The organism is Arthrobacter oryzae, assembly GCF_003634095.1.
GTDB lineage: Bacteria > Actinomycetota > Actinomycetes > Actinomycetales > Micrococcaceae > Arthrobacter > Arthrobacter oryzae.
The window spans coordinates 540,738-563,493 of the sequence record NZ_RBIR01000003.1 but is presented as its reverse complement, the minus strand read 5'-3'; the positions used below and the strand labels follow the sequence as shown (position 1 = coordinate 563,493).

Sequence of the window (22,756 nt, the reverse complement as noted above, 5' to 3'; positions counted from 1 at the left end):
AACCGCCACCCCCGGGAAAACGGGAGAAAACGGCTGCACAAAATTTGAAACCAGCTAAAAACACCAGACCACACCACGGGGTGGCGGGCCCGGCAAATTCAACCAATTCAATACAATAAATTGGTATCAACAAACTTGGCACACTATTGAGTTCTCAAACAACAGACACACCCGGCACCACCACAACCAAACAGTCGAGGATCGCTCCGGAGCAACTTTTCAAACTTACCCGAGTCCGGACCGCTTTGCAAATCAGCGTTTCCGCGACCCGCAAACCATCCAACCCGCCCCACCCGAACCCGGAGCGCACAAAACGCCGACCAGATCCGGTCTTGAAATTTAGGGGATTGGCCGCCTCCGGTTCCCAGCTTCTCGCTGGTCTCCCTCTCGGCGACTTAGAAAACAATACACCCACCACGCCCCCACCGCAAACCCACACCCCCACCCACCCAAAACCCCGCCACCACAAGCCAAAACACCCCACACACCCCCCAACCACACACCCCACCGCCACGAAACCGCCCTGTGTGGTGCGTCACCGTGACATGGGGTCGCGGGGCACGCCCGGTGCCGCCCGCCGAACCCGCCAAGGACTCCACAGACTCCACGGGCTTCAGGCCGATGGGCCGGCGTTCAGCACCCGGCTTTGGGAGGGCCGTTAAACGCAAGAAGGGCCGGCAACCAAACGGTTGCCGGCCCTTCTCAAGCCACTGGACTCAGGAGTACTGAATTACCAGGAAGACTTCGTGATGCCCGGGAGCTCACCGCGGTGAGCCATGTCGCGGAAGCGAACACGGGAGATACCGAACTTCTGGAACGTGCCGCGGGGGCGGCCGTCGATGATGTCGCGGTTACGCAGGCGAACCGGCGATGCGTTGCGGGGCAGCTTCTGCAGGCCGAGGCGTGCAGCTTCGCGTGCTTCATCGGTTGAGTTGGGGTCAACCAGAGCCTTCTTCAGTTCGAGGCGCTTTGCAGCATAACGCTCGACGATGACTTTACGCTGTTCGTTCTTAGCGATCATTGACTTCTTAGCCATGTGTTTAGCGCTCCTCTCGGAATTCGACGTGCTGGCGGATTTTGGGGTCGTACTTCTTCAGGACCAGACGGTCCGGGTCGTTACGACGGTTCTTGCGCGTCACGTAGGTGTAGCCCGTGCCCGCGGTCGACTTCAGCTTGATGATCGGACGTACGTCCTTATCCTTTGCCATTAGAGCTTCACTCCTCGTGCCAGGATGGCGGCGACGACTACGTCAATGCCGCGCACGTCGATGGTCTTGATGCCACGTGCAGAGACCTGCAGCGTGACATTGCGGCGCAGGGAAGGAACCCAGTAGCGCTTCTTCTGGATGTTCGGATCGAACCGGCGCTTGTTGCGACGGTGCGAGTGCGAAATGCTGTGTCCAAAGCCCGGCTCGGCTCCGGTCACCTGGCAGTGTGCTGCCATGACGACTCTCCTCAAAAGTTCAATGAAACGGCTAGCGGAGTTCCCGCTGACCGTGCGCTGGGCGGCGTCCGCATCCGGCTCCCGCCCCGACCGACAGTTCCCCAGGATTCTTGGCAGACGGCATAAAACCGGCTGTTTCCTCACTGCGGTGACGATTGTGGGCCACGGGCACCGGGCGTTGGCGGTCCGTGGGACAGCCGCTGCGAAGTGCCGGGATGCTGGGCGAATACAGGAATGCGCGCAACTTGAGCCCCTAACTACCGGCCGTCATGACCGTCGATTTCTCAGACGAGTCCTGCCAACCGGAGCAATTGCACACGCTCCGCGCCACCTAGCGCCTACCAAGTCTACGAGTTCGACGAATTAAAGACCAATCCGATGCCGCATGGTGTAAGGGACGGTTGTGTCCAGCATGTCCGCGGACCCGGCCCGGTTCCGCCCGAGACATATGCCTGGCGAAGCATTTTCACAGCGAAATGAAAGGCTCCCGGGCCATTCTGGATTCATGAACACACAACTTCTGACGACTCGTCCCGAGGTTCGCCGCAGCTCCCGTGGCGCCGTGAACCCCTTTAAGGGGCAGCACCGGCGGCGGTTGTTGAGAGCGGATCTGTTGACCGTGCTCTTCTGGGCGTCCCTGGCAGGCGCCGTCGCTTTGTGGCTGGCCGACGGCGGAGCGGCCGGCTTCTCGACCCCCGCCGGAGCCTTCACCGCGCTGGGCATTGTGGCCGGCCTCGCCGGCATGGACCTGGTGCTCGTCATGCTGCTCCTGGCAGCGCGCATTCCACTGATCGACCAAACAGTCGGTCACGACCGGGCGCTTGAGTTCCACCGCAAGCTGGGCAAACCGGCACTCTACCTCCTGCTCGCGCATGGAATCCTCATCGCGATCGGCTACGGCATGACGGAAGGACTGGATCCTGTCAGCGAGGCCGTGAACTTGTGGGTCCAGGTCCCTGACATGTGGCTCGCCTATATATCCATGCTTCTGTTCATCGCCGTGGTGGTCACCTCACTTGTGGCCGTCCGGCGTCGGTTCCCGTACGAATTCTGGTACGCCGTCCATCTCCTCACATATGCCGCTGTCCTGACCGCAATTCCGCACCAGTTCAGCGTCGGAGGCCTTTTCGCACCGGGCACGTGGCAGCGCTGGTACTGGCTGGCCGCCTGCATAGGCACCGGCGCCGCACTGCTGCACAACAGGGTTCTGGAGCCGATCGTGGCCACTACCCGGCACAAACTCACCGTCAGCCGCGTTGTGAAGGTGGCTCCCGGCGTCGTCAGTATTGAGATGACCGGACGTCACCTGGACGAACTCACGGGAACCGGCGGCAGGTTCTTCATCTGGCGGTTCCTCGCCCCCGGCATGTGGTGGCACCCGCACCCCTTCAGCCTTTCGGCCGAGCCCCTCCAGCTCGGCGCCAGCGGCTCGTTGAGGATCACCGTCCGGAACCTGGGCAGCGGCTCGTCCCAGTTGGTCCGGCTGAAACGCGGTACGAGGGTAGCCATCGAAGGTCCGTACGGTCTCTTCAGCACCGCGGCCCGGAGCCGGAATCACGTCGTGATGATCGGCGCGGGCATCGGGATCACGCCCATACGGGCCTTGTTGGAAAGCACCCCTTTCACCTCAGGTAACGCCACCGTGATCCTGCGTGGCCACAGCGAAAAAGAGTTGTACCTGGGCAAAGAGATCCTGGATCTTTGCCAACGCCGTGGCGCGACGCTGTACCACCTGACCGGGCGCCGCCCGGACGGCGTCGAGACGTGGCTGCCTGCCGAGGCAGCCCGCTCGGGATACAGGCTGGCGAGCTACGCACCACATCTGCTCGAGGCCGACGTCTACGTCTGTGGACCGGCGGCCTGGGCACAGAACGTCCTCAAAGACGCACGAGCAGCAGGCGTGCGGGAAGATCAGCTTCACTACGAAAGGTTTGACTGGTGAGAATTCGTGCAGCAGTTTCAGCAACCCTGGCCTCCGTCGGCATCCTATTGGTTGGATGGCAGTCCGGCAGCCACGTAAGCCCGACTGCAGGGTCCTCCATCGGCACCTCTGCCGGAACCGCCGGTTCGACCGGCAAGTCCGCCGCCACTGGTGGGGCATCCGGGAATAGTTCCGGCGCGAGCTCCTCGGGAGCAGCGTCCGGAACCGGGACCACCGGAACCGCCGGCTCAACGGCAACCACCAGTTCAGGGGCCGCTACCGGAAGCGGGAGCGGGACCTACGCGGGTTCCGTGAGCCAGACCCGCTACGGGAACGTCCAGGTGCAGATCACGGTCAGCGGAGGGAAGATCACCGATGTAACGGCCCTCCAGCTCACGGATGAAGACCGCCGGTCCGTTGCCATCAGCAGCGAGGCGGCCCCGCTCCTGCGCGACGAGGTGCTGCAAGCCCAGTCGGCGAACGTACAAACAATCAGTGGTGCCACCGTAACCAGCGATGGCTACCTCTCTTCCCTGCAGGCGGCCCTCGATGCAGCCAAGCTCTGAGCTGGGGGGATCGGCCCTGAAGGCCAGGACCTTTGACTCCATGGGCACCGTTGTCAGCCTGACCGTTCCTGCGGGTGCCCTGCCCCGCACCGCCGGAGGCGCTGAGCTCGACGAGCTCGATGAGGCAGCTGCCGCCGTCGAACGCGTGTTTGCCGGGTTTGATGAAACCTTCAGCCTGTACCGCCCCGATTCCGAGGCCAGCAGGCTGGCGCGCGGGGAACTGTCCCTGCGGAAGGCATCCGCCGGGATGCGGGACCGCTACGCGGATGCGCTCAGCTGGCGGCTCATGACGGAGGGCGCCTTTTCCCCGGAACGGCCCGACGGCGTGCTGGACCTTTCCGGGATCATCAAGGGTTATGCGATCCGGCAGGCCGGTGAGGTGCTGCGCGGCCGCGGAATCACCGACTGGTGCCTGAATGCCGGGGGCGATGTGCTGGTGATGGGCTCGCCCGTTCCGGGCACCGGAGCAGCCTGGGCGGCCGGTGTTGTTGACCCGCAGGACCGCGCGGCCCTGCTTTCCGCTTACGAACTGGGCGGCACGGGCCCCCGGCAGGCGCTTGCGACATCGGGTTCGGCGGAACGCGGTGACCACATCTGGACGGCGGGCGCAGGTGGAACCGAGTTCACCCAGGTCTCCGTCGCCGCAGCGGACATTGTCACGGCAGACGTGCTGGCGACGGCGATCGTCGCCGGCGGGACCGCGATGCTGCACCGGGCGACGGACGGCTGGGAGATCGACGTGCTCGCCGTGCGCCGCGACGGGGAACTGCTCGCGACGCCGGGATTCCGCGCCTAGCTGCCCTGCCTGCCAGGTTAGAGGTGCGTGAGCTGGCCGTACTTCGGCGCCAGGCCGTCGCCTGAGGACTTGCCGGTGACGCGCCGGACAACCCACGGGCCGGCGAATTCACGGACCCACCGGGCATTGGCCCGGATGGCGTCTCCACGGCTCAACTCCGGAACCGGCGTCATGGGCGGGACGTCAATCGAGTGATCGTGTGCCAGGACGGTGAGCACGCGCTTGGCCATGTTCGCGTGGCCAGCGGCGGACATGTGCATCCGGTCCGTGGCCCACATGCCCCAGTCGTAGTACTCGCTGAAGCGCCAGTAGTCGACCAGCAGGGCACCGTGGTCGCCGGCGATTCCGCGCACCAGTTCGTTGTAGATGGCGGTGCGGCCGCGCATGGTGCCGAAGATCTTCGAGCCGCGCGCGTCGAAGCCGGTGAACATCACCACGGTTGCGCCGGTCGCCGTGAGCTTTCGGATGCCCGCGTCGTATTCCGCGAGCAGGTCATCGATGTCGATCCTGGGCCGCAGGATGTCGTTGGCGCCCGCGTAGATGCTCACAAGGGTGGGTTTGAGTGCGACGGCGGCATCGACCTGTTCGGCCATGATCTGGCGGAGTTTCCTGCCGCGGATGGCGAGGTTCGCGTACCCGAAGCACGGATCGGCGGCGCCGAGTTGCTCGGCCACCCGGTCCGCCCAGCCCCGGACACCGTTGGGACGGCTGGGGTCGTCGTCGCCAACGCCTTCAGTAAAGGAGTCTCCAAGGGCTACATAGCGGGACGTGAAATCCATGCGTCCAGTCTGCCAGCAGTTGCCGCAAGCAACAAAGACGGGAGTGCCCGACGGCGGCGCCGTCCGCCGCCGTGCTCAGCTGTCGCGCAGGATCCAGTGGTCGTCGTCGAGGCGGGCCACGATCTTCTCGCCGATCCTGGCCAGGTCCGCGACATCCTTGGGGCTCAATGCGTCGAGGAAGAGCGACCGGACGGCCTCGACGTGACCCGGGGCGAGCTTCACGATCGTAGCCATGCCGGCGTCGGTCAGATGCGCCGTGGTGACGCGGGCATCGCCGGGGTGCGGCCGGCGCTCCAGCCAGCCTCGGCTCTGCAGCTTGGTGACCACATGGGAGAGCCGGGACAGCGAGGCGCTGGTGCGCGCCGCGAGCTCGCTCATGGGCAGGAAACGCCCCTCCGCCTCGGAAAGCATCGCCAGAACGTTGTAGTCAAACAGGGAGAGCTTGCCCGCGGCATGGAGCTGGGTATCCAGGGCGGCCGGCAGCAGGGTGTTGATGCTCAGCTGGGCCAGCCAGGCCCGGCGTTCGTCGGCGTTGAGCCAGCGGGGTTCGGTCATGGCTACATTCTAGGAGACTCGAAGCTTGACGATTCAACTTCGGCCCGGGTGATTCCGGAAAGGTCTCCGCCCGTCCGCACCCTGCTACCGGTAGGCTGACCCCATGTACGTAGTCTCCCTGACTTACAAGGTCCCCGACGATATTGTGGAGTTCCATCTTCCGGCGCACGTGACCTGGCTGCAGGCGGCCTTCGATGACGGCGTCTTCATGGTCGCGGGGCGTAAAATTCCCCGCACTGGCGGCCTGCTGCTCTCCAACGCGGACCGGGCCAGCCTCGACGCCGCATTGGCCAAGGACCCGTTCTATGTCAACGGCGTGGCCGACTTCGAGGTCATGGAATTCCATGCCAACAGGGTGGCTCCGGGCTACGAAAACCTGCTGGACAGCTAAGCCGGGTCCAGCGGCGGGGACCGGCTGCCGCCGGCTAAACGCCGCGCTGTCCATGCAGCAGCTTCTTTAGACCGCCCTTGCGCGGAACCTGCACGGGTTCGGGCCAGCGTGGCCGAAGCTGGTCACCGAGGGTGACCCCGCGGATCTTCCGCCCGAACAGGGGCAGCACCCAGTCGTGCACCCAGCGGCGCTGCCGGCGCTCCCACTCCCGCAGGCCCGGCTTCACGGGCGGCTCCCACTCTTTTGGCTTGATCTTGTGGGGCACGCCGAGATGGTCCAGGACCTGCCCCGCAAGGTATTTGTGGCCTGCCTTGGACATATGAAGCCGGTCCGAATCCCACATCCGCGGGTCGTGGAAGGCGTCGAAGCACCAGTAGTCCACCAGCACCGCTCCGTAGCGGCCTGCGACCTCGCGGACGCGCCGGTTGTAGGCGGCGTTGCGCTTCCTCAGCGGTTCCAGAAGGGCCGAGACCTTGACGTCGAAGCCGGTGAACAGGACCAGAGTGGCCCCCGTGCCGGCGAGAGCAGCCACCAGCGACTCGTAGTCCCGCATGAGGGATTCGATGTCCGTTCCGAAATCCAGGATGTCGTTGCCGCCCGCGTACAGGGTGATGAGCGTCGGTTCTATGGCCAGGGCCGGTCCGAGCTGTTCGGCGATTATGTGGCGCAGCCGTTTGCTGCGGATCGCCAGGTTGGCGTACTCCCACCCCGGCTGCGCCTTGGCCAGTTTCTCCGCAACCCGGTCCGCCCATCCCCGCACCCCGTTGGGGAGGCGGGGATCGTAGTCACCGACCCCCTCGGTGAACGAATCACCCAAGGCCACATAAAGGTGCCGCCCGCCTCGATCCGGAAGCAAAGGAATTGAAGCCACCCCAGCACACTAGCCAACCCAAAAAGCCGGCAGGGAACAGCCGGGTGAACGGGCGGGGAATCAACACCTTTGCGGGAATCCGCTAGCCACTGGGGAGGTGCAGTGCCTCAAGGAGCCCCCTGAAGGTGAGCTACCCCGGCGGAAAGCGAGACTGGACAGGGGTCCTGCGCTTTGCAAGGATGGGCTCGCCGGGGAATCGGACCCGGAGAATTCGTGAGAACGAATTGTTGGGAATTGTTCAGACGGGGGAAGTGAGCATGGGCATCGCAACGATGACTGCTGCCACGGTGAGCGGGGTGGCCGTTGTGGCCTGCTACGCGGCCGCGCCGTTGCCAGCCCCTGCCGTGCAAACCCGTCCCGCCGCGGACTAATCCCGCGCGGACGCCCGGTCCTCACCGGAATCGCAGGCTGGCGGCCCTCTGCCCACCCTTCCGCCCGGTCGCGCTGCACGTTCGCGCCGCACGTTCGACCGGCCCGGAGCCATCCGATTCCGAAAGTTTCCGTCATGCAAAAATTCGCCATGCAACCATTCATGGCCCAGCAGATCCGCTCGTCCTTCATCAATGCGAGCCGGTCAGAGGCCGCGAAACTCAACCTGCCCAAGAACTTCGACACCCTCGACTGGGAACGACTCGACTTCCTGGCTTGGCGGGACCAGAAGATGCCGCTCCGCGGCTATCTCGTGGTTCCGGGGCCGAAGGGTCCCATCGGCATCATGCTCCGGGCACCCGAAGGCGGAGCCAAGAAGAACCGTTCCGTGCTCTGCGAACTCTGCAGGGACGTGTTCTCCAAGGACGACGTTCTGCTGTGGGTGGCCAGGCGCGCGGGGCAGTCGGGCCGCAACGGGAATACCGTGGGCACCTTGATCTGCGCCGATTTCCTCTGCTGCCGCAATGTGCGGGTGGAGCCCCCGGCCAACGAGATCAACCCGGACCCCGCCGCCGTCGTGCTCCGGCAGATCGACGGGCTGGTGGCGCGGACGGCCCAGTTCGTCGAGCGCGTACAGGGAACATAGCTCCCGCACAAGCAACGCGGGGTCACTTACGGCCCATAAATGCCACCGTAATGGACCGTAAGTGACCCCGCCTTGCCGTGCCTTGCCGTGTGGAGGCACAGCCGGGTGGCGAGGAAACTGCGCGGCGGCGCGAGTGCTACGCGGCGGCCTCCGTGTTGGCGGCGTCGCGGTCCAGGATCCGGGCGGCCGTGGCCCGGCCCATCCGGACCGCTCCGTCGACATGCTGGTAGCCCTCGGCTGCCAGGTCCGAGGACGCCCAGTAGATGGATCCCACCGGGGTGAGCTGGTCCGCGCCGTAGCGATGCAGGCCGCCCAGATCGTAGCTGGAGGCAAAGGCGCCACGGGTCCATTCCTCGGAGGCCCAGTCGGACTCGTAGTACACCACCGGTTCCAGGGTCTTCGGGCCCAAGGACTCCGCCATGGCCGAAAGGATCGCCCGGCGCCGTTCGCCGGCGTCGAGCGCAAACATCGCGTCTGCCTTCTCATCCGGTACAAAGGCAACCAGGGTGCCGCGCGGGTCCTCGTGGTTGGTGTTGTCGTAGATTTCCTGGACCACCAGATCGGGACTGAAGCAGGTCCCGGAGAGGCCCTCTTCGCGCCAGAACGGCGTTTCGTAGACGGCGTGCACCTTGATGACGAGGCCCAGCGACTGGTGCTGGTGCATCTGGTGCTGCCGGCGCGGCAGCGGCGGCTCAAAGCTCACGCGCGAGTACAGGTTCGGCGGCACGGCCATGATGGCGTACCGGGCGCTCACGGTGGCCCGGTCCGAGACGGCGGTGACGCCGCCGCTGTCCCAGCGCAGGGTCCGCACCGGAGAATCAAGGACGACGTCGTTGCCCAGCCCAGCGGCGATGGTCTCCGACACGAGCTGCATCCCTCCCACCACTCGCTGGTCCAGCAGCAGGTCCTCGTCCACCAGGTTTGAGAACGAGCCCGCGGATGCCGCCATCAGCACAGCCTGCAGCGCGGAGAAGGAGTGCGCCGGCTTGGTGAGCATGCCGCCGGCCAGGAAGTGGCCGATGTTGGCGCAGGCCTCCTCGTCATCGGAAAGCTGGCGCATCCAGTGGTGCAGCGAGACGGTGTCGAGTTCGCGGGCCCGGGGGTGCGCCCAAGGCTCCTCGGCGCCGATCTCGGCGGCCAGCTCATCCAGGATGCCAATAAGCCGGCGCATTTCGGCCTCGGTGCGCTCGGACACCGGGAACATTTCCCCCGTGTAGAGGCTGCGGGTGCCGTCCGGGGCGACATAGACGGACTCACCCTCGCGGTAGCGGCTGAATGTTTCCAGGCCCAGCTCGCCTAGCAGGCCCTTGAGTGCCGTCTGGTCCGGCGAGATCCACTGGCCGCCGATTTCCAGCATGGCGCCGTCAATGGTGCTGGTCCAGGTCCGCCCGCCAACGCGGTCGCGGGCCTCGAGCACGGCAACCGTCAGGCCCGCCGCTTTCAGGTCCCGGGCCGCGTTGAGCCCGGTCGGGCCTGCGCCGATGATGACGACATCGCGTTCAATACTTTTCACCGTTTGCTCTTTCGTTTGGCACATTAGTTGACCGCAGCTTGCCGGGCACTGCCGGCACGCAGCCTGGCGGCGACGTCGATGGCGTCGCCGGCCGGCGCCGTCGACTTGGCATCCGGGCGGGCCAGCAGGAGGTAGAGGAGGCCGGTACCCGCCACAACGGCAAAGCCGATCAGGACGGTCCAGTCGGTAAGAAAGACGCCCGTGGATCCGGGCCAGGCCAGCAACACCATGGCAAAGATGCCGTAGGCCAGGGCCGCGACATTGACCGCGAACCCTGCGGCGCCCAGGCTGAACGGCCCCGCAGGACGCCAGCCCTTGAGGCGCTGGCGCAGGGAGGCCAGCACCACCGACTGGAAGGCAATGTAGATGCCCAGTACCGCAAAGGAGGTGATCTGCGTGAGCAGTTCGTCGGACCCCAGATAGATAATGACGCAGATGGCCAGGGGGATGCTCGCGGCGACAATGAGGGCGTTCGCGGGCACCTTGGCGGTCCCTGAAACCTTGGAGAGCCAGCGGTGGCCGGGCACCATGCCGTCACGGGCAAAGGAGAAGATCAGCCGGCTCGCCGCCGCCTGCAGGCTCAGCACGCAGGACAGGAAGGCCGTGATCGCAACCACCAGGAAGATCTTGGCACCCACTGCGCCGAGGGCCGATTCCAGGATGGCGGGGATCGGGTCCGTATCCTGGCCGTTGACGATCTCCTGCAGATTGGGCGCCGCCAGCACATAGCCGCCGAAGGAGAACAGCGCGGAGACGCCTCCCACCACAATGGTCATCATCATGGCGCGCGGGATCCGCCGGGCCGGGTTGGCGACCTCCTCCGCGACGTCGCCGCAGGCTTCAAAGCCATAGAACAGGAACAGCCCGGCCAGGGCGGCTCCCATGAAGGCGTTCAGGTAGCTGCCATCGCCCTGCACGCCCATCGAGTCAAAGAACACGCCGAAGCTCTGCTTGCGCTGGAAGATCAGCAGGTACAGTCCGACGGCGATCACGCCGATCAGCTCGGAAGCCAGCCCGATCCGGGCCACCCGGGCCATCGTTTTGGTGCCAGTGAAGTTCAGGACAAGTGCCACTACCAGGAGCAGCACCGTCAGTCCCAGCGTGCTTTCGCGGGTCACCTCAATCCCGAACAGGCTGGCCAGGAAGCCGCTGCCAAATTCGGCCACCGCGGTAATGGTGACAATCATGGCCCAGATGTAGACCCAGGCCGCCATCCAGGCATAGCGCCTGCCCCACAGCCGTCTGGTCCACGGATAGATGCCGCCGTGGATGGGGTATTGCGAGACCACCTCGCTGAATACCAGTGCCACCAGCATTTGTCCGGCCCCCACGATGAAGATCCAGAAGACCGACGGCGGGCCGCCGGCCGCCATGGCGATGGCGAAGAGGGAGTACACCCCCACCAGCGGCGAAAGGTAGGTGAAGCCGAGGGCAAAATTGGCCCAGAGGGACATGGACCGATCGAAGGAATCCTGGTAGCCCAGGACGGCAAGATGTTCACTATCGTTGAGCTCGGCGGTACTGCGTGGTTCGGTGGACAAAGGGGTTTCCTTCCGACGACGTTGGCGGGGGTGCTGGCGGGGGATGACGGTGGTGCGACTTAGCCGATGTAGCTCATGACGTGCTTGATCCGGGTGTAGTCCTCCAGCCCGTACATGGACAGGTCCTTGCCGTAGCCGGAGTGCTTGAATCCGCCGTGCGGCATCTCCGCCACCAGCGGGATGTGGGTGTTGATCCACACGCAGCCGAAGTCCAGTCGCTTGGCGAACTGCATGGCCCGGGTGTGGTCCTTGGTCCACACCGAGGACGCCAGCCCGTAGTCCACGTCGTTGGCCAGGGCCAGGGCTTCGGCGTCGGTGGAGAACTTCTGCACCGTGACGATCGGGCCGAAGACCTCGCTCTGGACGAGCTCGTCGTCCTGGTTCAGTCCGGACACTACGGTGGCCTCGTGGAAGTACCCCACGGCCCCGTGGCGCTTGCCGCCAACTTCTACGGTGGCGTGTTCCGGCAGCCGTTCCAGGAATCCGGCGACGCGCTGCAGGTGGTCGGCGCTGCTCAGCGCGCCGTACAGGATTCCTTCGTCGGCGGGGCCTCCGGTCCGGGCGTTCTGGCGCACTTCCTCGGCGAAGGCAGCCACGAACTCATCGTGGATGTCCTCGTGCACCAACAGCCGCGTGGCCGCGGTGCAGTCCTGGCCCGCGTTGTAGAAGGATGCCGGGACGATCCCCGCCACCGCGGTGGCGATGTCGACGTCGTCGAACACGATGACCGGAGCCTTGCCGCCCAGCTCCAGGTGCACGCGCTTGACGTCGGCGGCCGCGGCTCCGGCCACCTCCATGCCGGCCCGCACGCTGCCGGTAATGGACACCATCTCGGGGGCCTCGTCGGCCACCAGGGCTTTGCCGGTCTCACGGTCGCCCAGCACAACGTTGAAGGCGCCGGCGGGAAGGAATCCGCTGGCCAGTTCGGCAAACAGCAGGGTGGAGCTTGGCGTGGAATCGGAGGGCTTGAGGACTACGGTATTGCCGGCCGCGAGCGCGGGAATGACCTTCCATGCGGCCATCATCAGCGGGTAGTTCCAGGGGGCCACCTGGCCGATGACGCCGATGGGCTCGCGCCGGATCGAGGAACTGTGGTCCGCGAGGTATTCGGCGGTGGCGCGCCCTTCCAGAGTCCGGGCTGCGCCGGCGAAGAAACGGATCTGGTCCACGAGCACGTCGATCTCATCCGGGACAATTCCGCCCCGGGGCTTGCCGGTATCGGCGCATTCGAGGTCGGCCAGTTCCTCGGCCCGGGCCTCGACGGCGTCGGCAATGTGCAGCAGCGCACGCTGGCGTTCCGCCGGCGTGGATTCGCTCCAGATTTCAAACGCCGCCGCGGCTGCGGCGTACGCGGCAGCAACGTCCTCAGCGGTGGAAACGGGCGTTGTGGCGATGACCTCTTCGGTGGCCGGATTGTGGATCTCCAGCCGGCTCGTGGCGGCCGAGTCAACAAACTGGCCGTTGACGAAGTTCCGCAAATTCCGCACGCTCATGGGGTTCCCTTCAATGAATTGGGTACGCGGGCCACATTGCGGGCCGCGTCAGGATGTGACCTGACTCACGGCCACACAGTGAGAGTACACCTTATTCATCTGAAATGGGATGTTTAAATTATCGAGCTGTGGGCGCCATGACTTTCAGGTTGGTTCCGGGGCACGCAACAGCACTCCCCGAGGCCTGCCCGGCATCTACGAGCGTCCCGACGGGGAGTTGCGGATCAGTGGAGACAACCACCCGGCCCGCGGCGCTCACCAGCGCCGTCGGAACACCCACGGCGCGCATCAGCGGCAAAGCGTCCCGCTCCAGCCGGCGCACCAGGACGTCCGCGCCGACCACTCCCGCCATGGACCCGCCGACGACGACGGGTGCGGTGAGCGTGAGGATGTAGTCGCACGTGCACAAGTGGTCCACATACGGTCCCGTGATGTGGCGGGCACCGGTGGCTTCGGGAACCCGGTACCACTCCAGCGCACTGAGGTCCCGAAGGTAGTCGGCGTACTCGCGCGATGCCAGGTCCAGCTGGCTCGGCTCGGTGGTGGTGCCCAGGATCGGGTTGTCCTCCAGCGGGCCCAGCCACCAGGCAAAATGGAGGCCCTTGCCGCGCACCACGCCGGGCGCCGCGATGAATCCGGCGCCGATCAGGAGCGGGTCGGCGGCCGTGAGTTCGGGCTCGACCATCGCGTACACGGCGGGATCGACGTCCCCCGCGCCCCAGGCAGTTGAGGCCTCGACCTGGTTCCGCCAGTGGTCCAGGGTGCCGAAGACGCCGTTGAACAACGCCCCGATGGCCGCCGCGCAGTCCCGCACCCGGGACTGCACGGGGTCCGCGCTGTGGTTCTCAGCCATCGGCTGCTTCTCCTTGCTCAAGCCGCTCCTTGGCTGCCAGCAGCCAGGCGGAAAGGTCGCTTATCTGTGCCCGGACCGAGGCGCGGGCGCCGGCGGCGTCATGGGCGGCTATCGCCCCGGCGGTGCGTTGGTTTTGTGCGTAGACACGGGCCCGCATGGCGGGGTCCGTCAGGCACAGCCACAGCATGGGGCCAAACTCTGCCTGGAGGCGGATCTGCTCGCGCACCAGCCGGGGCGATTGGCTGACGACGGCGATTTCGAGGTAGAAACCGCCGGCGTTCCGGCCGGAATCGCGTGCGGAGCCGAAGTCGGCGTCCTGAAGCCAGGCGGTCAGCCGCTCGGCTTCATCGGCGGACGCCAGCTCAGCCGCACGCTCCGCGCACCCAGCCGCGAGTGTGCCGAAATAGACGGCGAGGTCGGCAATCTCCACCTGCGAAAGTCCGCGGAGCCTGGCCTGCAGGAGCTTCTCGGGTGTCTGCTCGGCGGCGAGCACAAAGCTGCCGCCCTCGCGTCCGCGCCGGGTCTCCACCAGCCCGGCGTCGCGGACAGCCCCAAGCCCGTCGCGCGCTGTCACGAGGGCCACGCCAAAGCGCTTGGCCAGCTCCGCCTCACTGGGCAGCCGATCGCCAGGAGCCAGCACGCCCAACAGAATGGCATCGGTCAGCCGTTGGGCCACCTGCTCGGACCTGCCCGCGCCTGTCAGCTGGGCGAAGACGGCGGCCCGGGCCCCGCGCGAGGGCGCATTGGTGGATGGTTCCTGGCTCACCGCGGTGCCTGCGCCAGGCCATGCCCCGGGCAGCCCGGTACCGGGCGGCCATGCTCCGGGCAACCCTGCACCGGGCTGCCCTGCACCGAAGGATCTGCTTCCATAGCGCCACTCTATCGGCCATACCGGGGCGCGGCCCGCCCCGCCGGCCGCAGGCCGCACACGCTTCCGGCCCATCTGTTGTGCAGACCGCCCAGCACTTAGTCGGTTCATCCAATGTCAGGCCCATTACGCCTTGTTAGGCTTCGAATCCTTGAACAGATGCCCGGGGCACGGCGATGTGCCGCGGGCAATCCACGAAGGGACTCCCCATGGCTCCGACTCCCGGCCCCGCTCCCCGCTCCGCGTCTGGTTCCGCCGGCCGGGACACCGCCAAAGAGCCCGGTCATGGCCCTGCCGGACCGTTGTCGGGTCTCCTGGTCGCGGATTTCTCGCGCGTCCTGGCCGGCCCGCTGGCCACCATGACGCTGGCCGATCTGGGCGCCCGCGTGATCAAGGTGGAACGCCCCGGCACCGGGGACGACACCCGCAGCTGGGGGCCGCCGTACTCCCCCACCGGGGCCACCTACTTTGAGAGTGCAAACCGCAACAAGGAGTCGGTGTGCCTGGACCTCACCGACCCCGGGGATCTACAGCTGGCCAGGGAGCTGGCCCTGCGTGCCGATGTCCTCGTGGAAAACTTCAAGCCCGGCGGCATGGCCAAACTGGGTCTGGGTTATGCGGAGCTTTCGGCCGCCAACCCCGGCCTGATCTACGCCTCGATCACCGGTTTTGGCTCCGCCGGCGGGGCCAACCTGATGGGCTATGACTTCATAGTCCAGGCCCTGGGCGGACTGATGAGCATCACCGGGGAGAAAGACGGCAGCCCAACCAAAGCCGGCGTCGCCCTGGTCGACGTCCTGACGGCCAAGGACACCACCATTGGCGTCCTTGCCGCCCTGGCGGCCCGTGCCGGCTCTGGGCGCGGGGCCCATCTGGAACTCAACCTGCTCTCCAGCCTGCAAGGGGCACTGGCCAACCAGGGCCAGGCCTACCTGGGCGCGGGGAAGGTTCCGCACCGCATGGGCAGCGCCCACCCCTCGATCGTGCCGTACCAACTTCTCCAGTGTGCTGACGCGCCGTTGGCGGTGGCCTGCGGCAACGACGGGCAGTTCGCCAAGCTCACCCAGGTTCTGGGTATTGCCGGGCTGGCCAGCGACCCGCGCTTTGCCACCAACAACGCGCGTGTGGAGTACCGCACGGAACTGATACCCCTACTGGAGGATGCCCTGTCGTCGTCCTCCGCCTTGATCTGGCAGGACAAACTGATCGACGCCGGCGTCCCGGCCGGCCATGTGGCAGGCATCGACGAGGGTCTTGAGTACGCCGAGTCGCTGGGGCTGGAACCGACCATCGAGGTCCGCGACGCGGCGGGCCAGCCGGCCGGGCGGCAGATCCGCCATCCCATTACCTGGACGCCGGCGTTCCCGGTGCCCGCGGCGGCCCCGCCGTCGCTTGGCGAACACAGCGACCCCGTCCGGGCCTGGCTGGCCGGCGCTACACCCAGCGCAGGGCCAGCCAGAGGCTAGCCGCGACGTCGGGATCGTCCGGATCCGCCTGCAGCAGTTCCGCCGCAATTCCCATGCGGTGGCGCAAAGAGTTCCGGTGGATTCCCAGCTCCCGCGCAGCGCCCTCCCACTGGCCCCGGTGCCGGAGGTAGGCGCGGACGGTGCCGACCAGATCGGCCCGCTGGTACCCCTGCAGCTGCGCCACCCAGCCCCGGGCCCGCGGGTCCAAGGCTCCCTCCGGGGCGTCAACAATCTGCCCGGCCGGCAGCGCTCGCACCATGGCGGCCAGCTGTCCGGCCTCATCGTGCACACGTTCCAGCGGCATCGGCCGGCTCAGCACGGCCGTGACCGCGGCGTTCCCGCCGCCGTCGCGCGGGCCCGACGGCGTGGCACCGCCGCCGTCGTACCACTTCGGCGGTGCGTCGGCGGCACGGTATTCCGTATCCAGCAGGTAGTAGCTGAGGCCGCCGGCGGCATGGCGCAGGCGGCAGGACTGCAGGGCACCGCCGACCTGCGGCCATCCGGTCCCGGCCCGCAGCCTCGACTCCAGCTCCCGATCCGTCCCCGGGGACGCGGCCGCGGGATCCGTCTCGCCGCGCATCACCAGGAGCCGGACGGCACCGGTGGGCGGGACGATCCCCAAATCCGGGGCCAGGGCCCTGCCGGCGTCAACGTGGCCGGTGAGAAAAAGCTTGGTTACGGCCGAGCCGAGCGCGGCGGCCGTGGCGTCGCTCTCCTGCTGCTGAGCGGCCTTGAGTGAGAGCAAGACGCACACTGTCATGATGATCTGCCGGTCGGCACGGGTCAGTTTGCGGCCGGCGCCAATGGCCAGGAACCCGACCGTGCGCCGCCCCACCAGAACGGGATACTCCACGACGTCGGTGCCGTGAATTTGGAAAGTGGAAGCCGAATGGGTCACGGCCATGTCAAGACGCGATGCCTCCCTGCGCAACTGCCCCACAATCGTGTGGTTGTCGGCCGGCCACAGCGTTTCCGCCCCGTTGTCCGCCGGAAGGTACGCCACCCAGCCGCCCAGCGCCTGGGCCAGCGCCTTGACCACGGACGGAAGCGCATCCGGCTGCGTCGCCGCACGGGCCAGCGCTGTCTGCGTGCCGAGGCTGGCGGTCAGGTCCGCCTGGCCTTCCCTGCCCACGAGGTCCCAGTAGGCGCGGGAGACATTCATGAACGGCGTGCCGTCGGGCACCACCAGCAGCTCCAGCCCGGCTTCGGCGCACGCGGCGCTCAACGCCGGGGGCACCTCATCCACCCCGGCCCCCAGGCCCAGGCCGAGGGCTGCAATGTTGCGCTCCACGAGGCGCCGGACGTACGCGTGCACCTTGGCGTCTCCGCCCGAGACGGGGATGCCCGTGGTGAGGAGGAGCTCGCCGCCCTCCAGATACGGCGTGGGATCGTCGAGCTCGGAGATGTGCACGCCCGAGATCTGCCGCACGGCCACGGTACCGCCCGTGGCCGGGTGGAGATCGTTGCCGAGCTGGCTGTGCAGTTGGGCCAGGCTGATCACTCGGTGGTCCTTTCAGGCAGCCACGAATCCTTTAGATATTCTATCCATAATTGGCCTAACAGTGGATGTATTATCCAATGTCAGCCGGGAGAACGGACATTACCTTGTCTACATGACCAGTTCCACAGAGAGCCTCCCCCAGACCCGCCACCTTGCCACCGCCATTCCCGGTCCCGCCTCCACGGCGCTGCACCGCGAGCGTGAAGCTCAGGTCAGCTCGGGTTTCGGCGTGACCCTGCCCGTCTTCATCAACCGCGCCTCCGGCGGCATCCTGGAAGACGTTGACGGCAACCGCATCATCGACTTCGCCTCCGGCATCGCCGTGACCAGCGTGGGCGCCACGAACCCCCAGGTCCGGGCGCACGTGGCCGCCCAGATGGGACGGTTCACCCACACCTGCTTCATGGTGACCGAATACGAGTCCTTCACACAGGTGGCCGGGTGGCTGAATGCGCACGTCCCGGGAGACTTCCCGAAGCGCACCGCACTCTTCTCCACCGGCGCGGAAGCCGTGGAAAACGCCGTCAAGATCGCCCGCGCCGCCACGGGCCGGGAGCGGGTTCTGGTCTTTGACGACGCCTACCACGGCCGCTCCCTGCTCACGATGGCCATGACGGCCAAGATCAACCCGTACAAGAAGAACTTTGGCCCTTTCCCGGGCGAGGTCTTCCGCGCCCCCACGGCCACCCGCTTGTGGGCCGGCGGCCGTGAGGAAACGACCGCTGCCACCGCCCTGGCCGGCGTCGAGGCGCTGCTGCTCGAAAACGGCCCCGAGACGTTCGCCGCCATGGTGATCGAGCCCATCCAGGGCGAAGGCGGTTTCCTGGTGCCCGCCCCCGGTTTCCTGGCCGGGCTGCGGGAACTGGCCACCAAACACGGCATCGTGCTGGTGATGGATGAAATCCAGACCGGCATCGGACGGACCGGCAAACTCTTTGCCAGCGAGCACGAGGGCGTCGCCGGCGACCTCACCCTGACCGCCAAAGCATTGGCGGGCGGCCTGCCGCTGAGCGCGGTCACGGGCCGGGCCGAACTCTTGAACGCCCCGCACGCCGGCGGCCTGGGCGGCACGTACGCCGGAAACCCGGTGGCCTGCGCCGCTGCGCTGGGTGTCTTCGAGGCCTTCGAAGACGGCACGCTGCTCGCGAACGCCCTGACCATCGAGGCAACCGCCCGCGAGGTGCTGCAGCCCCTTGTGGACAGCACGGCCATCATTGCCGAGTTCCGTGGCCGCGGCGCCATGCTCGCTGTCGAATTCGCGGACAAAGCAACGTTGGAACCGCGCGCCGATCTCGCCGCCCAGGTGGCGGCAGCCTGCCACCGGCAGGGCGTCCTGGTCCTGGTCTGCGGCACTTACGGCAACGTGATCCGGCTTCTGCCGCCCCTGGTCATCGGCACGGACCTGATCCGCGACGGCCTAAATGTGCTGCGTAACGCCATCGTGGCCGCCAATGACACTCAGACAGACACCGCCAGCGCGGCGCTGGCAGCCGTCTAAGTCCCCGCCCCGCACACTCCTGGAGAACACCATGAACGAATCCTCTGACCTGCTGAGCCCGTCTGACCTGCTGAATATCGAATCCCTCTTCAGCCCCGAAGAGCTGGCCATGCGGGACAAGGTACGGTCCTTCGTAGACAGCACCATCCGGCCCAACATCGCCACCTGGTACGAGCAGGCCGTCTTCCCGGTCGGAATCATCAAGGAGATGGCCGGGCTGGGCCTGCTTGGCATGCATTTGAAGGGCTATGGCTGCCCGGGCCGCTCGGCTGTGGAATACGGCATCGCCGCCATGGAACTCGAAGCGGGCGATTCCGGCCTGCGGACCTTCGTCAGCGTGCAGGGCTCGCTCGCAATGAGCGCCATCTACAAACACGGCTCCGAGGAGCAGAAGAACCAGTGGCTGCCCAAGATGGCCGCAGGCGACGTCGTCGGCTGCTTCGGCCTGACCGAGCCCACTGCCGGCTCCGATCCCGGCAGCATGAAGACCTTCGCCCGACGCGACGGCGACGGCTGGGTCATCAACGGCTCCAAGCGCTGGATCGGCCTCGCCTCGATCGCCCAGATCGCCATCATCTGGGCCATGACCGAGGACGGCGTACGCGGCTTCATCGTGCCCACCGACACCCCCGGGTTCAAAGCCACCCCGATTGAGCCCAAACTCTCCATGCGCGCCTCCATCCAGTGCGACATCGAACTGAGCGAGGTCCGCCTCCCGGTCACTGCGCTGCTGCCGAACGCCAAAGGACTCCGCGGCCCGTTCGAGTGCCTCAATGAGGCCCGCTACGGCATCATCTGGGGAGCCATGGGGGCCGCGCGCGACAGCTACGAGACCGCGGTGAGCTACTCGCAGGAGCGCCTGCAGTTCGACAAGCCGCTGGCCGGGTACCAGCTGACCCAGGAAAAGCTGGTCAACATGGCCCTGGAAATCAACAAAGGCATGCTCCTGGCGCTGCAGATCGGCCGGCTCAAGGAAGCAGGCCAGCTCAAGCCGCACCACATCTCCGTGGGCAAGCTCAACAACTGCCGCGAGGCCATCCAGATCTGCCGCGACGCCCGCGCCATGCTGGGCGGCAACGGCATCACTCTCGACTATTCGCCGCTGCGGCATGCCAACAACCTCGAATCGGTGCGCACCTATGAGGGCACCGACGAGGTCCACACACTGATCCTCGGCAACCACATCACCGGCATCCCGGCCTTCCGCTAGGGCGCTGCAAGCAAAGAAACGGCAGAAACGCCCACAAAAGACAGCCAGTAAGGAACGGCAATGAGCACAGCAGTCGAACTGCAGCATTACATCTCGGGCACCTGGTTTCCGGGCGACGGCGGCATCATCACCTCCGTCAACCCGGCCCGCCCCGCCGAGACGGTGGCGCATGGCCTGCAGGCCGGACCGGCCGACGTCGACCGCGCCATGGCAAGCGCCGCAGCGGCGAAGCATGGCTGGGCCCGCACCCCCGCCCACGAACGCGGCGCAGTGCTGCTGCGCACGGCGGCGATCCTCGAAGCCAACTCGCAGGCCTGGGGTCTGGAGCTGGCCCGTGAGGAGGGAAAGACGCTTGCCGAGGGCCAGGGCGAGGTGCTGCGCGCCGCGCAGATTTTCCGTTACTACGGCAACGACGGCGACCGCGAGGCCGGGGCGGTATATTCCTCCCCGCGCCGGGGGGAGAAGATCTTCGTTACGCGCAAGCCGCTGGGGGTGGTGGGCGTCGTGACGCCGTTTAACTTCCCCATCGCCATCCCGGCGTGGAAGATTGCCCCCGCGCTGACGTACGGCAACACGGTCGTCTGGAAGCCCGCCAGCACCGTGCCGCTGCTGGCCATGCGACTGACCCAGGCGCTGGAACAGGCCGGGCTGCCCGAGGGCGTGCTGAACCTGGTGATTGGACCCGGGGCCATTGGGACCGCTCTGGTGGAGCATCCGGCGCTGGACGGACTGTCCTTCACCGGATCCACCGGCGTCGGCCGTACCTTGGCCGCCGCGGCCGCGGCTCGCGGCGTGCCGATCCAGGCAGAGATGGGCGGAAAGAATGCCGCCATCGTCCTGGCCGATGCGGACCTCGAACTGGCCGCCGAGCAGGTCATGCTCGGCGCTTTCCGCTCCACAGGGCAGAAGTGCACGGCGACGTCGCGGCTGATCGTGGCGGACGAAGTCGCCGATGAATTCCTCGCCGGGCTGGCCGCCCGGGCCCAGTCCCTGCTGGTGGGCGACCCCGCAGATCCGTCCACCCAGATGGGACCCGTCGTCAGCGCCGACGCCCGGGCATCCATCCAGCGCGGCATCGCCACGGCGCTGGACCAGGGCGCCGGGCTGCTGACGGGCGGCCTCCCCTATGACGACGCGGCGCGGGCCGACGGCCACTTCGTTGCCCCGACGATCCTGGAACTCACGGGGGCACGCCACGCTGATGTCTGGCGCGATGAGCTCTTTGGCCCTGTGCTCAGCGTCCGTCGGGCAGCCTCAACGCAGGAAGCCTTTGACCTGGCAAATGACAGCGACTTCGGTCTCTCCGCGGCACTCTTCACGCAGGACGTCACGCTGGCGCTGGAGGGAATGGAGGAGCTGGACGTCGGGATCCTGCACGTGAACTCCGAATCGGCCGGCGCCGATCCGCATGTGCCGTTCGGCGGGGCCAAAAAGAGCGGCTACGGCCCCAAGGAGCAGGGGCAGAGCGCCAAGGAGTTCTACACGCACACCACCACCGTCTACCTTCGGGGCGGCCGGCCCTTGTCCGGCGCACAGTCCTAGCAGCCCTTCCCCACCGAACCGGAGAAAACGATGCCACCCCGCACCACCATCACGCACGTCCTCGTCATCGGCGCCGGCGCCATGGGGTCCCAGATTGCGCTGACCGCGGCCCTGGCCGGGTACACCACCACCGTGCAGGACGTGTCCCGGAGCCAACTGGACGACGCCGCGGCCCAACTGCGTGGACGAACGGACAAAATGGTGAATTCCGGCAAACTGGCCGCGGAGCAGGCCGAGCGAGCCCATGCCCGGCTTGAGTTCAGCACCGATCTGGACGCGGTGGCGCCCTTTGCAGACTTTGTCATCGAGGCCGCTACCGAACGGCTGGAGATCAAGAAGGCCATCTTCGCCCGGCTCGGCCAGCTTGCCCCGCCTCATGCCATCCTGGCCACGAATTCCTCCACGATCGGTTCCTCTGCGGTGGCCGGGACGACCGGCCGGCCCGGTCACGTGTGCAACATGCACTTCTTCAACCCGGTGATGGTCATGGAATGCGTGGAGGTGGTCCGGCACGCCGGAACGACCCAGGAAACCGTGGACGCCACCCTCGACTTCGCCCGCAGCCTGGGCAAGGCGCCGGTGCTGATCAACCGGGAGGTGCCGGGCTTTGTTGCCAACCGGCTGATGGGTGCCGTGCAGAGGGAGGCCCTCGCGCTGCTGGCCGGCGGCGTGGCCAGCATGGAAGACATCGACGCCACGGCCAAGACGGCCCTGCGCCACCCGATGGGGCCCTTTGAGCTGATGGACCTGGTGGGGCTGGACGTTGTGGACTACATCGCCCAGGCCACCTATGCGGCAACGGGCGACCCGGCCGACGCCCCGGACGAGTCTGTCGCCGCCCTCGTCCGGACCGGGAAGCTGGGCCGCAAATCCGGCGCCGGCTGGTACAGCTACTAGCAACGCGGGGTCACTTACGGTCCATTACGGCGGTGT

General features: G+C 66.8%; 22 protein-coding genes. 10 read left to right on the top strand and 12 right to left on the bottom strand.

Annotated elements, in window-relative coordinates:
* Nucleotides 1–730: 730 nt before the first annotated feature.
* From rpsN to rpmB, 3 genes are read right to left on the bottom strand one after another with little or no spacing between them, the layout of a single operon-like run.
* On the bottom strand, nt 731–1,036 hold the full coding sequence (gene rpsN, locus C8D78_RS10260) for a 30S ribosomal protein S14 (protein ID WP_043485315.1): 306 nt from the start codon (nt 1,034–1,036) through the stop codon (nt 731–733).
* A 4-nt stretch (nt 1,037–1,040) separates the two neighbouring features.
* A complete protein-coding gene (gene rpmG, locus C8D78_RS10255; RefSeq protein WP_003798558.1) occupies nt 1,041–1,208 on the bottom strand; it encodes a 50S ribosomal protein L33 in 168 nt (55 codons plus the stop codon).
* A complete protein-coding gene (gene rpmB, locus C8D78_RS10250; RefSeq protein ID WP_011693744.1) occupies nt 1,208–1,444 on the bottom strand; it encodes a 50S ribosomal protein L28 in 237 nt (78 codons plus the stop codon). The genes rpmG and rpmB overlap by 1 nt, the downstream gene beginning before the upstream one ends.
* Before the next feature lie 505 nt (nt 1,445–1,949).
* Here rpmB and C8D78_RS10245 point away from each other — a divergent pair.
* From C8D78_RS10245 to C8D78_RS10235, 3 genes are all read left to right on the top strand, one after another.
* Nucleotides 1,950–3,386 (top strand): ferredoxin reductase family protein, encoded by a 1,437-nt coding sequence (locus tag C8D78_RS10245; RefSeq protein ID WP_120953233.1) that lies wholly within the window; start codon nt 1,950–1,952, stop codon nt 3,384–3,386.
* Nucleotides 3,387–3,676: 290 nt separating this feature from the next.
* Complete coding sequence (locus C8D78_RS20115) at nt 3,677–3,931, top strand: FMN-binding protein (protein ID WP_341867116.1); 255 nt, start codon at nt 3,677–3,679, stop codon at nt 3,929–3,931.
* Between the two features lie 40 nt (nt 3,932–3,971).
* Complete coding sequence (locus C8D78_RS10235) at nt 3,972–4,727, top strand: FAD:protein FMN transferase (protein WP_120953227.1); 756 nt, start codon at nt 3,972–3,974, stop codon at nt 4,725–4,727.
* Nucleotides 4,728–4,744: 17 nt separating this feature from the next.
* Here the strand turns inward: C8D78_RS10235 and C8D78_RS10230 are convergent, their stop codons facing one another.
* Nucleotides 4,745–5,506 (bottom strand): SGNH/GDSL hydrolase family protein, encoded by a 762-nt coding sequence (locus C8D78_RS10230; protein ID WP_120953224.1) that lies wholly within the window; start codon nt 5,504–5,506, stop codon nt 4,745–4,747.
* A 75-nt stretch (nt 5,507–5,581) separates the two neighbouring features.
* On the bottom strand, nt 5,582–6,061 hold the full coding sequence (locus tag C8D78_RS10225) for a MarR family winged helix-turn-helix transcriptional regulator (protein WP_120953221.1): 480 nt from the start codon (nt 6,059–6,061) through the stop codon (nt 5,582–5,584).
* A gap of 103 nt (nt 6,062–6,164) precedes the next feature.
* On the opposite strand from C8D78_RS10225, the gene C8D78_RS10220 reads away from it, so the two are divergent.
* A complete protein-coding gene (locus C8D78_RS10220) occupies nt 6,165–6,452 on the top strand; it encodes a YciI family protein (RefSeq protein WP_120953218.1) in 288 nt (95 codons plus the stop codon).
* A 34-nt stretch (nt 6,453–6,486) separates the two neighbouring features.
* On the opposite strand, the gene C8D78_RS10215 is transcribed toward C8D78_RS10220, so the two are convergent.
* Nucleotides 6,487–7,323, bottom strand: coding sequence for an SGNH/GDSL hydrolase family protein (locus C8D78_RS10215; protein ID WP_120953215.1), 837 nt, complete (start codon nt 7,321–7,323; stop codon nt 6,487–6,489).
* Between the two features lie 520 nt (nt 7,324–7,843).
* On the opposite strand from C8D78_RS10215, the gene C8D78_RS10205 reads away from it, so the two are divergent.
* Nucleotides 7,844–8,338 carry an FBP domain-containing protein gene (locus C8D78_RS10205; protein ID WP_120953337.1) on the top strand — a complete coding sequence of 165 codons (495 nt, stop codon included), beginning with the start codon at nt 7,844–7,846 and terminating at the stop codon, nt 8,336–8,338.
* Between the two features lie 136 nt (nt 8,339–8,474).
* On the opposite strand, the gene C8D78_RS10200 is transcribed toward C8D78_RS10205, so the two are convergent.
* From C8D78_RS10200 to C8D78_RS10180, 5 genes are all read right to left on the bottom strand, one after another.
* Nucleotides 8,475–9,875 (bottom strand): flavin monoamine oxidase family protein, encoded by a 1,401-nt coding sequence (locus tag C8D78_RS10200; RefSeq protein ID WP_425266683.1) that lies wholly within the window; start codon nt 9,873–9,875, stop codon nt 8,475–8,477.
* The gene (locus C8D78_RS10195) at nt 9,875–11,392 is read right to left on the bottom strand and encodes an APC family permease (protein WP_244208335.1); all 1,518 of its coding nucleotides are present in this window, start codon (nt 11,390–11,392) and stop codon (nt 9,875–9,877) included. Before C8D78_RS10195 ends, C8D78_RS10200 begins: the two co-directional genes overlap by 1 nt.
* 59 nt (nt 11,393–11,451) lie before the next feature.
* Nucleotides 11,452–12,885 carry an aminobutyraldehyde dehydrogenase gene (locus C8D78_RS10190; RefSeq protein WP_120953206.1) on the bottom strand — a complete coding sequence of 478 codons (1,434 nt, stop codon included), beginning with the start codon at nt 12,883–12,885 and terminating at the stop codon, nt 11,452–11,454.
* Nucleotides 12,886–13,003: 118 nt separating this feature from the next.
* Nucleotides 13,004–13,738: a cache domain-containing protein gene (locus tag C8D78_RS10185; RefSeq protein WP_120953203.1), complete on the bottom strand. Its 735-nt coding sequence runs from the start codon at nt 13,736–13,738 to the stop codon at nt 13,004–13,006.
* Nucleotides 13,731–14,504 carry a FadR/GntR family transcriptional regulator gene (locus C8D78_RS10180; RefSeq protein WP_120953200.1) on the bottom strand — a complete coding sequence of 258 codons (774 nt, stop codon included), beginning with the start codon at nt 14,502–14,504 and terminating at the stop codon, nt 13,731–13,733. The genes C8D78_RS10185 and C8D78_RS10180 overlap by 8 nt, the downstream gene beginning before the upstream one ends.
* A gap of 311 nt (nt 14,505–14,815) precedes the next feature.
* Here C8D78_RS10180 and C8D78_RS10175 point away from each other — a divergent pair, with 311 nt between their 5' ends.
* On the top strand, nt 14,816–16,072 hold the full coding sequence (locus tag C8D78_RS10175; RefSeq protein ID WP_120953197.1) for a CaiB/BaiF CoA transferase family protein: 1,257 nt from the start codon (nt 14,816–14,818) through the stop codon (nt 16,070–16,072).
* On the opposite strand, the gene C8D78_RS10170 is transcribed toward C8D78_RS10175, so the two are convergent.
* Nucleotides 16,041–17,573 (bottom strand): PucR family transcriptional regulator, encoded by a 1,533-nt coding sequence (locus C8D78_RS10170; protein ID WP_120953194.1) that lies wholly within the window; start codon nt 17,571–17,573, stop codon nt 16,041–16,043. The genes C8D78_RS10175 and C8D78_RS10170 overlap by 32 nt on opposite strands.
* 112 nt (nt 17,574–17,685) lie before the next feature.
* Here C8D78_RS10170 and C8D78_RS10165 point away from each other — a divergent pair, with 112 nt between their 5' ends.
* The 4 genes from C8D78_RS10165 to C8D78_RS10150 are packed head-to-tail and all read left to right on the top strand — an operon-like array spanning nt 17,686 to nt 22,720.
* On the top strand, nt 17,686–19,071 hold the full coding sequence (locus C8D78_RS10165) for an aminotransferase class III-fold pyridoxal phosphate-dependent enzyme (RefSeq protein WP_120953191.1): 1,386 nt from the start codon (nt 17,686–17,688) through the stop codon (nt 19,069–19,071).
* A gap of 31 nt (nt 19,072–19,102) precedes the next feature.
* Nucleotides 19,103–20,281, top strand: coding sequence for an acyl-CoA dehydrogenase family protein (locus tag C8D78_RS10160; RefSeq protein WP_120953188.1), 1,179 nt, complete (start codon nt 19,103–19,105; stop codon nt 20,279–20,281).
* Between the two features lie 60 nt (nt 20,282–20,341).
* A complete protein-coding gene (locus C8D78_RS10155) occupies nt 20,342–21,823 on the top strand; it encodes an aldehyde dehydrogenase family protein (RefSeq protein WP_120953185.1) in 1,482 nt (493 codons plus the stop codon).
* A gap of 30 nt (nt 21,824–21,853) precedes the next feature.
* The gene (locus tag C8D78_RS10150) at nt 21,854–22,720 is read left to right on the top strand and encodes a 3-hydroxyacyl-CoA dehydrogenase family protein (protein ID WP_120953182.1); all 867 of its coding nucleotides are present in this window, start codon (nt 21,854–21,856) and stop codon (nt 22,718–22,720) included.
* The last annotated feature ends 36 nt before the right edge of the window (nt 22,721–22,756 follow it).

Bases quoted from the DNA above. Each gene is read 5' to 3' on its own strand.
- rpsN (WP_043485315.1), bottom strand. From the start codon at position 1,036: ATGGCTAAGAAGTCAATGATCGCTAAGAACGAACAGCGTAAAGTCATC.
- rpmG (WP_003798558.1), bottom strand. From the start codon at position 1,208: ATGGCAAAGGATAAGGACGTACGTCCGATCATCAAGCTGAAGTCGACC.
- rpmB (WP_011693744.1), bottom strand. From the start codon at position 1,444: ATGGCAGCACACTGCCAGGTGACCGGAGCCGAGCCGGGCTTTGGACAC.
- C8D78_RS10245 (WP_120953233.1), top strand. From the start codon at position 1,950: ATGAACACACAACTTCTGACGACTCGTCCCGAGGTTCGCCGCAGCTCC.
- C8D78_RS10235 (WP_120953227.1), top strand. From the start codon at position 3,972: ATGGGCACCGTTGTCAGCCTGACCGTTCCTGCGGGTGCCCTGCCCCGC.
- C8D78_RS10230 (WP_120953224.1), bottom strand. From the start codon at position 5,506: ATGGATTTCACGTCCCGCTATGTAGCCCTTGGAGACTCCTTTACTGAA.
- C8D78_RS10225 (WP_120953221.1), bottom strand. From the start codon at position 6,061: ATGACCGAACCCCGCTGGCTCAACGCCGACGAACGCCGGGCCTGGCTG.
- C8D78_RS10220 (WP_120953218.1), top strand. From the start codon at position 6,165: ATGTACGTAGTCTCCCTGACTTACAAGGTCCCCGACGATATTGTGGAG.
- C8D78_RS10205 (WP_120953337.1), top strand. From the start codon at position 7,844: ATGCAACCATTCATGGCCCAGCAGATCCGCTCGTCCTTCATCAATGCG.
- C8D78_RS10200 (WP_425266683.1), bottom strand. From the start codon at position 9,875: ATGTGCCAAACGAAAGAGCAAACGGTGAAAAGTATTGAACGCGATGTC.
- C8D78_RS10190 (WP_120953206.1), bottom strand. From the start codon at position 12,885: ATGAGCGTGCGGAATTTGCGGAACTTCGTCAACGGCCAGTTTGTTGAC.
- C8D78_RS10185 (WP_120953203.1), bottom strand. From the start codon at position 13,738: ATGGCTGAGAACCACAGCGCGGACCCCGTGCAGTCCCGGGTGCGGGAC.
- C8D78_RS10175 (WP_120953197.1), top strand. From the start codon at position 14,816: ATGGCTCCGACTCCCGGCCCCGCTCCCCGCTCCGCGTCTGGTTCCGCC.
- C8D78_RS10165 (WP_120953191.1), top strand. From the start codon at position 17,686: ATGACCAGTTCCACAGAGAGCCTCCCCCAGACCCGCCACCTTGCCACC.
- C8D78_RS10160 (WP_120953188.1), top strand. From the start codon at position 19,103: ATGAACGAATCCTCTGACCTGCTGAGCCCGTCTGACCTGCTGAATATC.
- C8D78_RS10155 (WP_120953185.1), top strand. From the start codon at position 20,342: ATGAGCACAGCAGTCGAACTGCAGCATTACATCTCGGGCACCTGGTTT.
- C8D78_RS10150 (WP_120953182.1), top strand. From the start codon at position 21,854: ATGCCACCCCGCACCACCATCACGCACGTCCTCGTCATCGGCGCCGGC.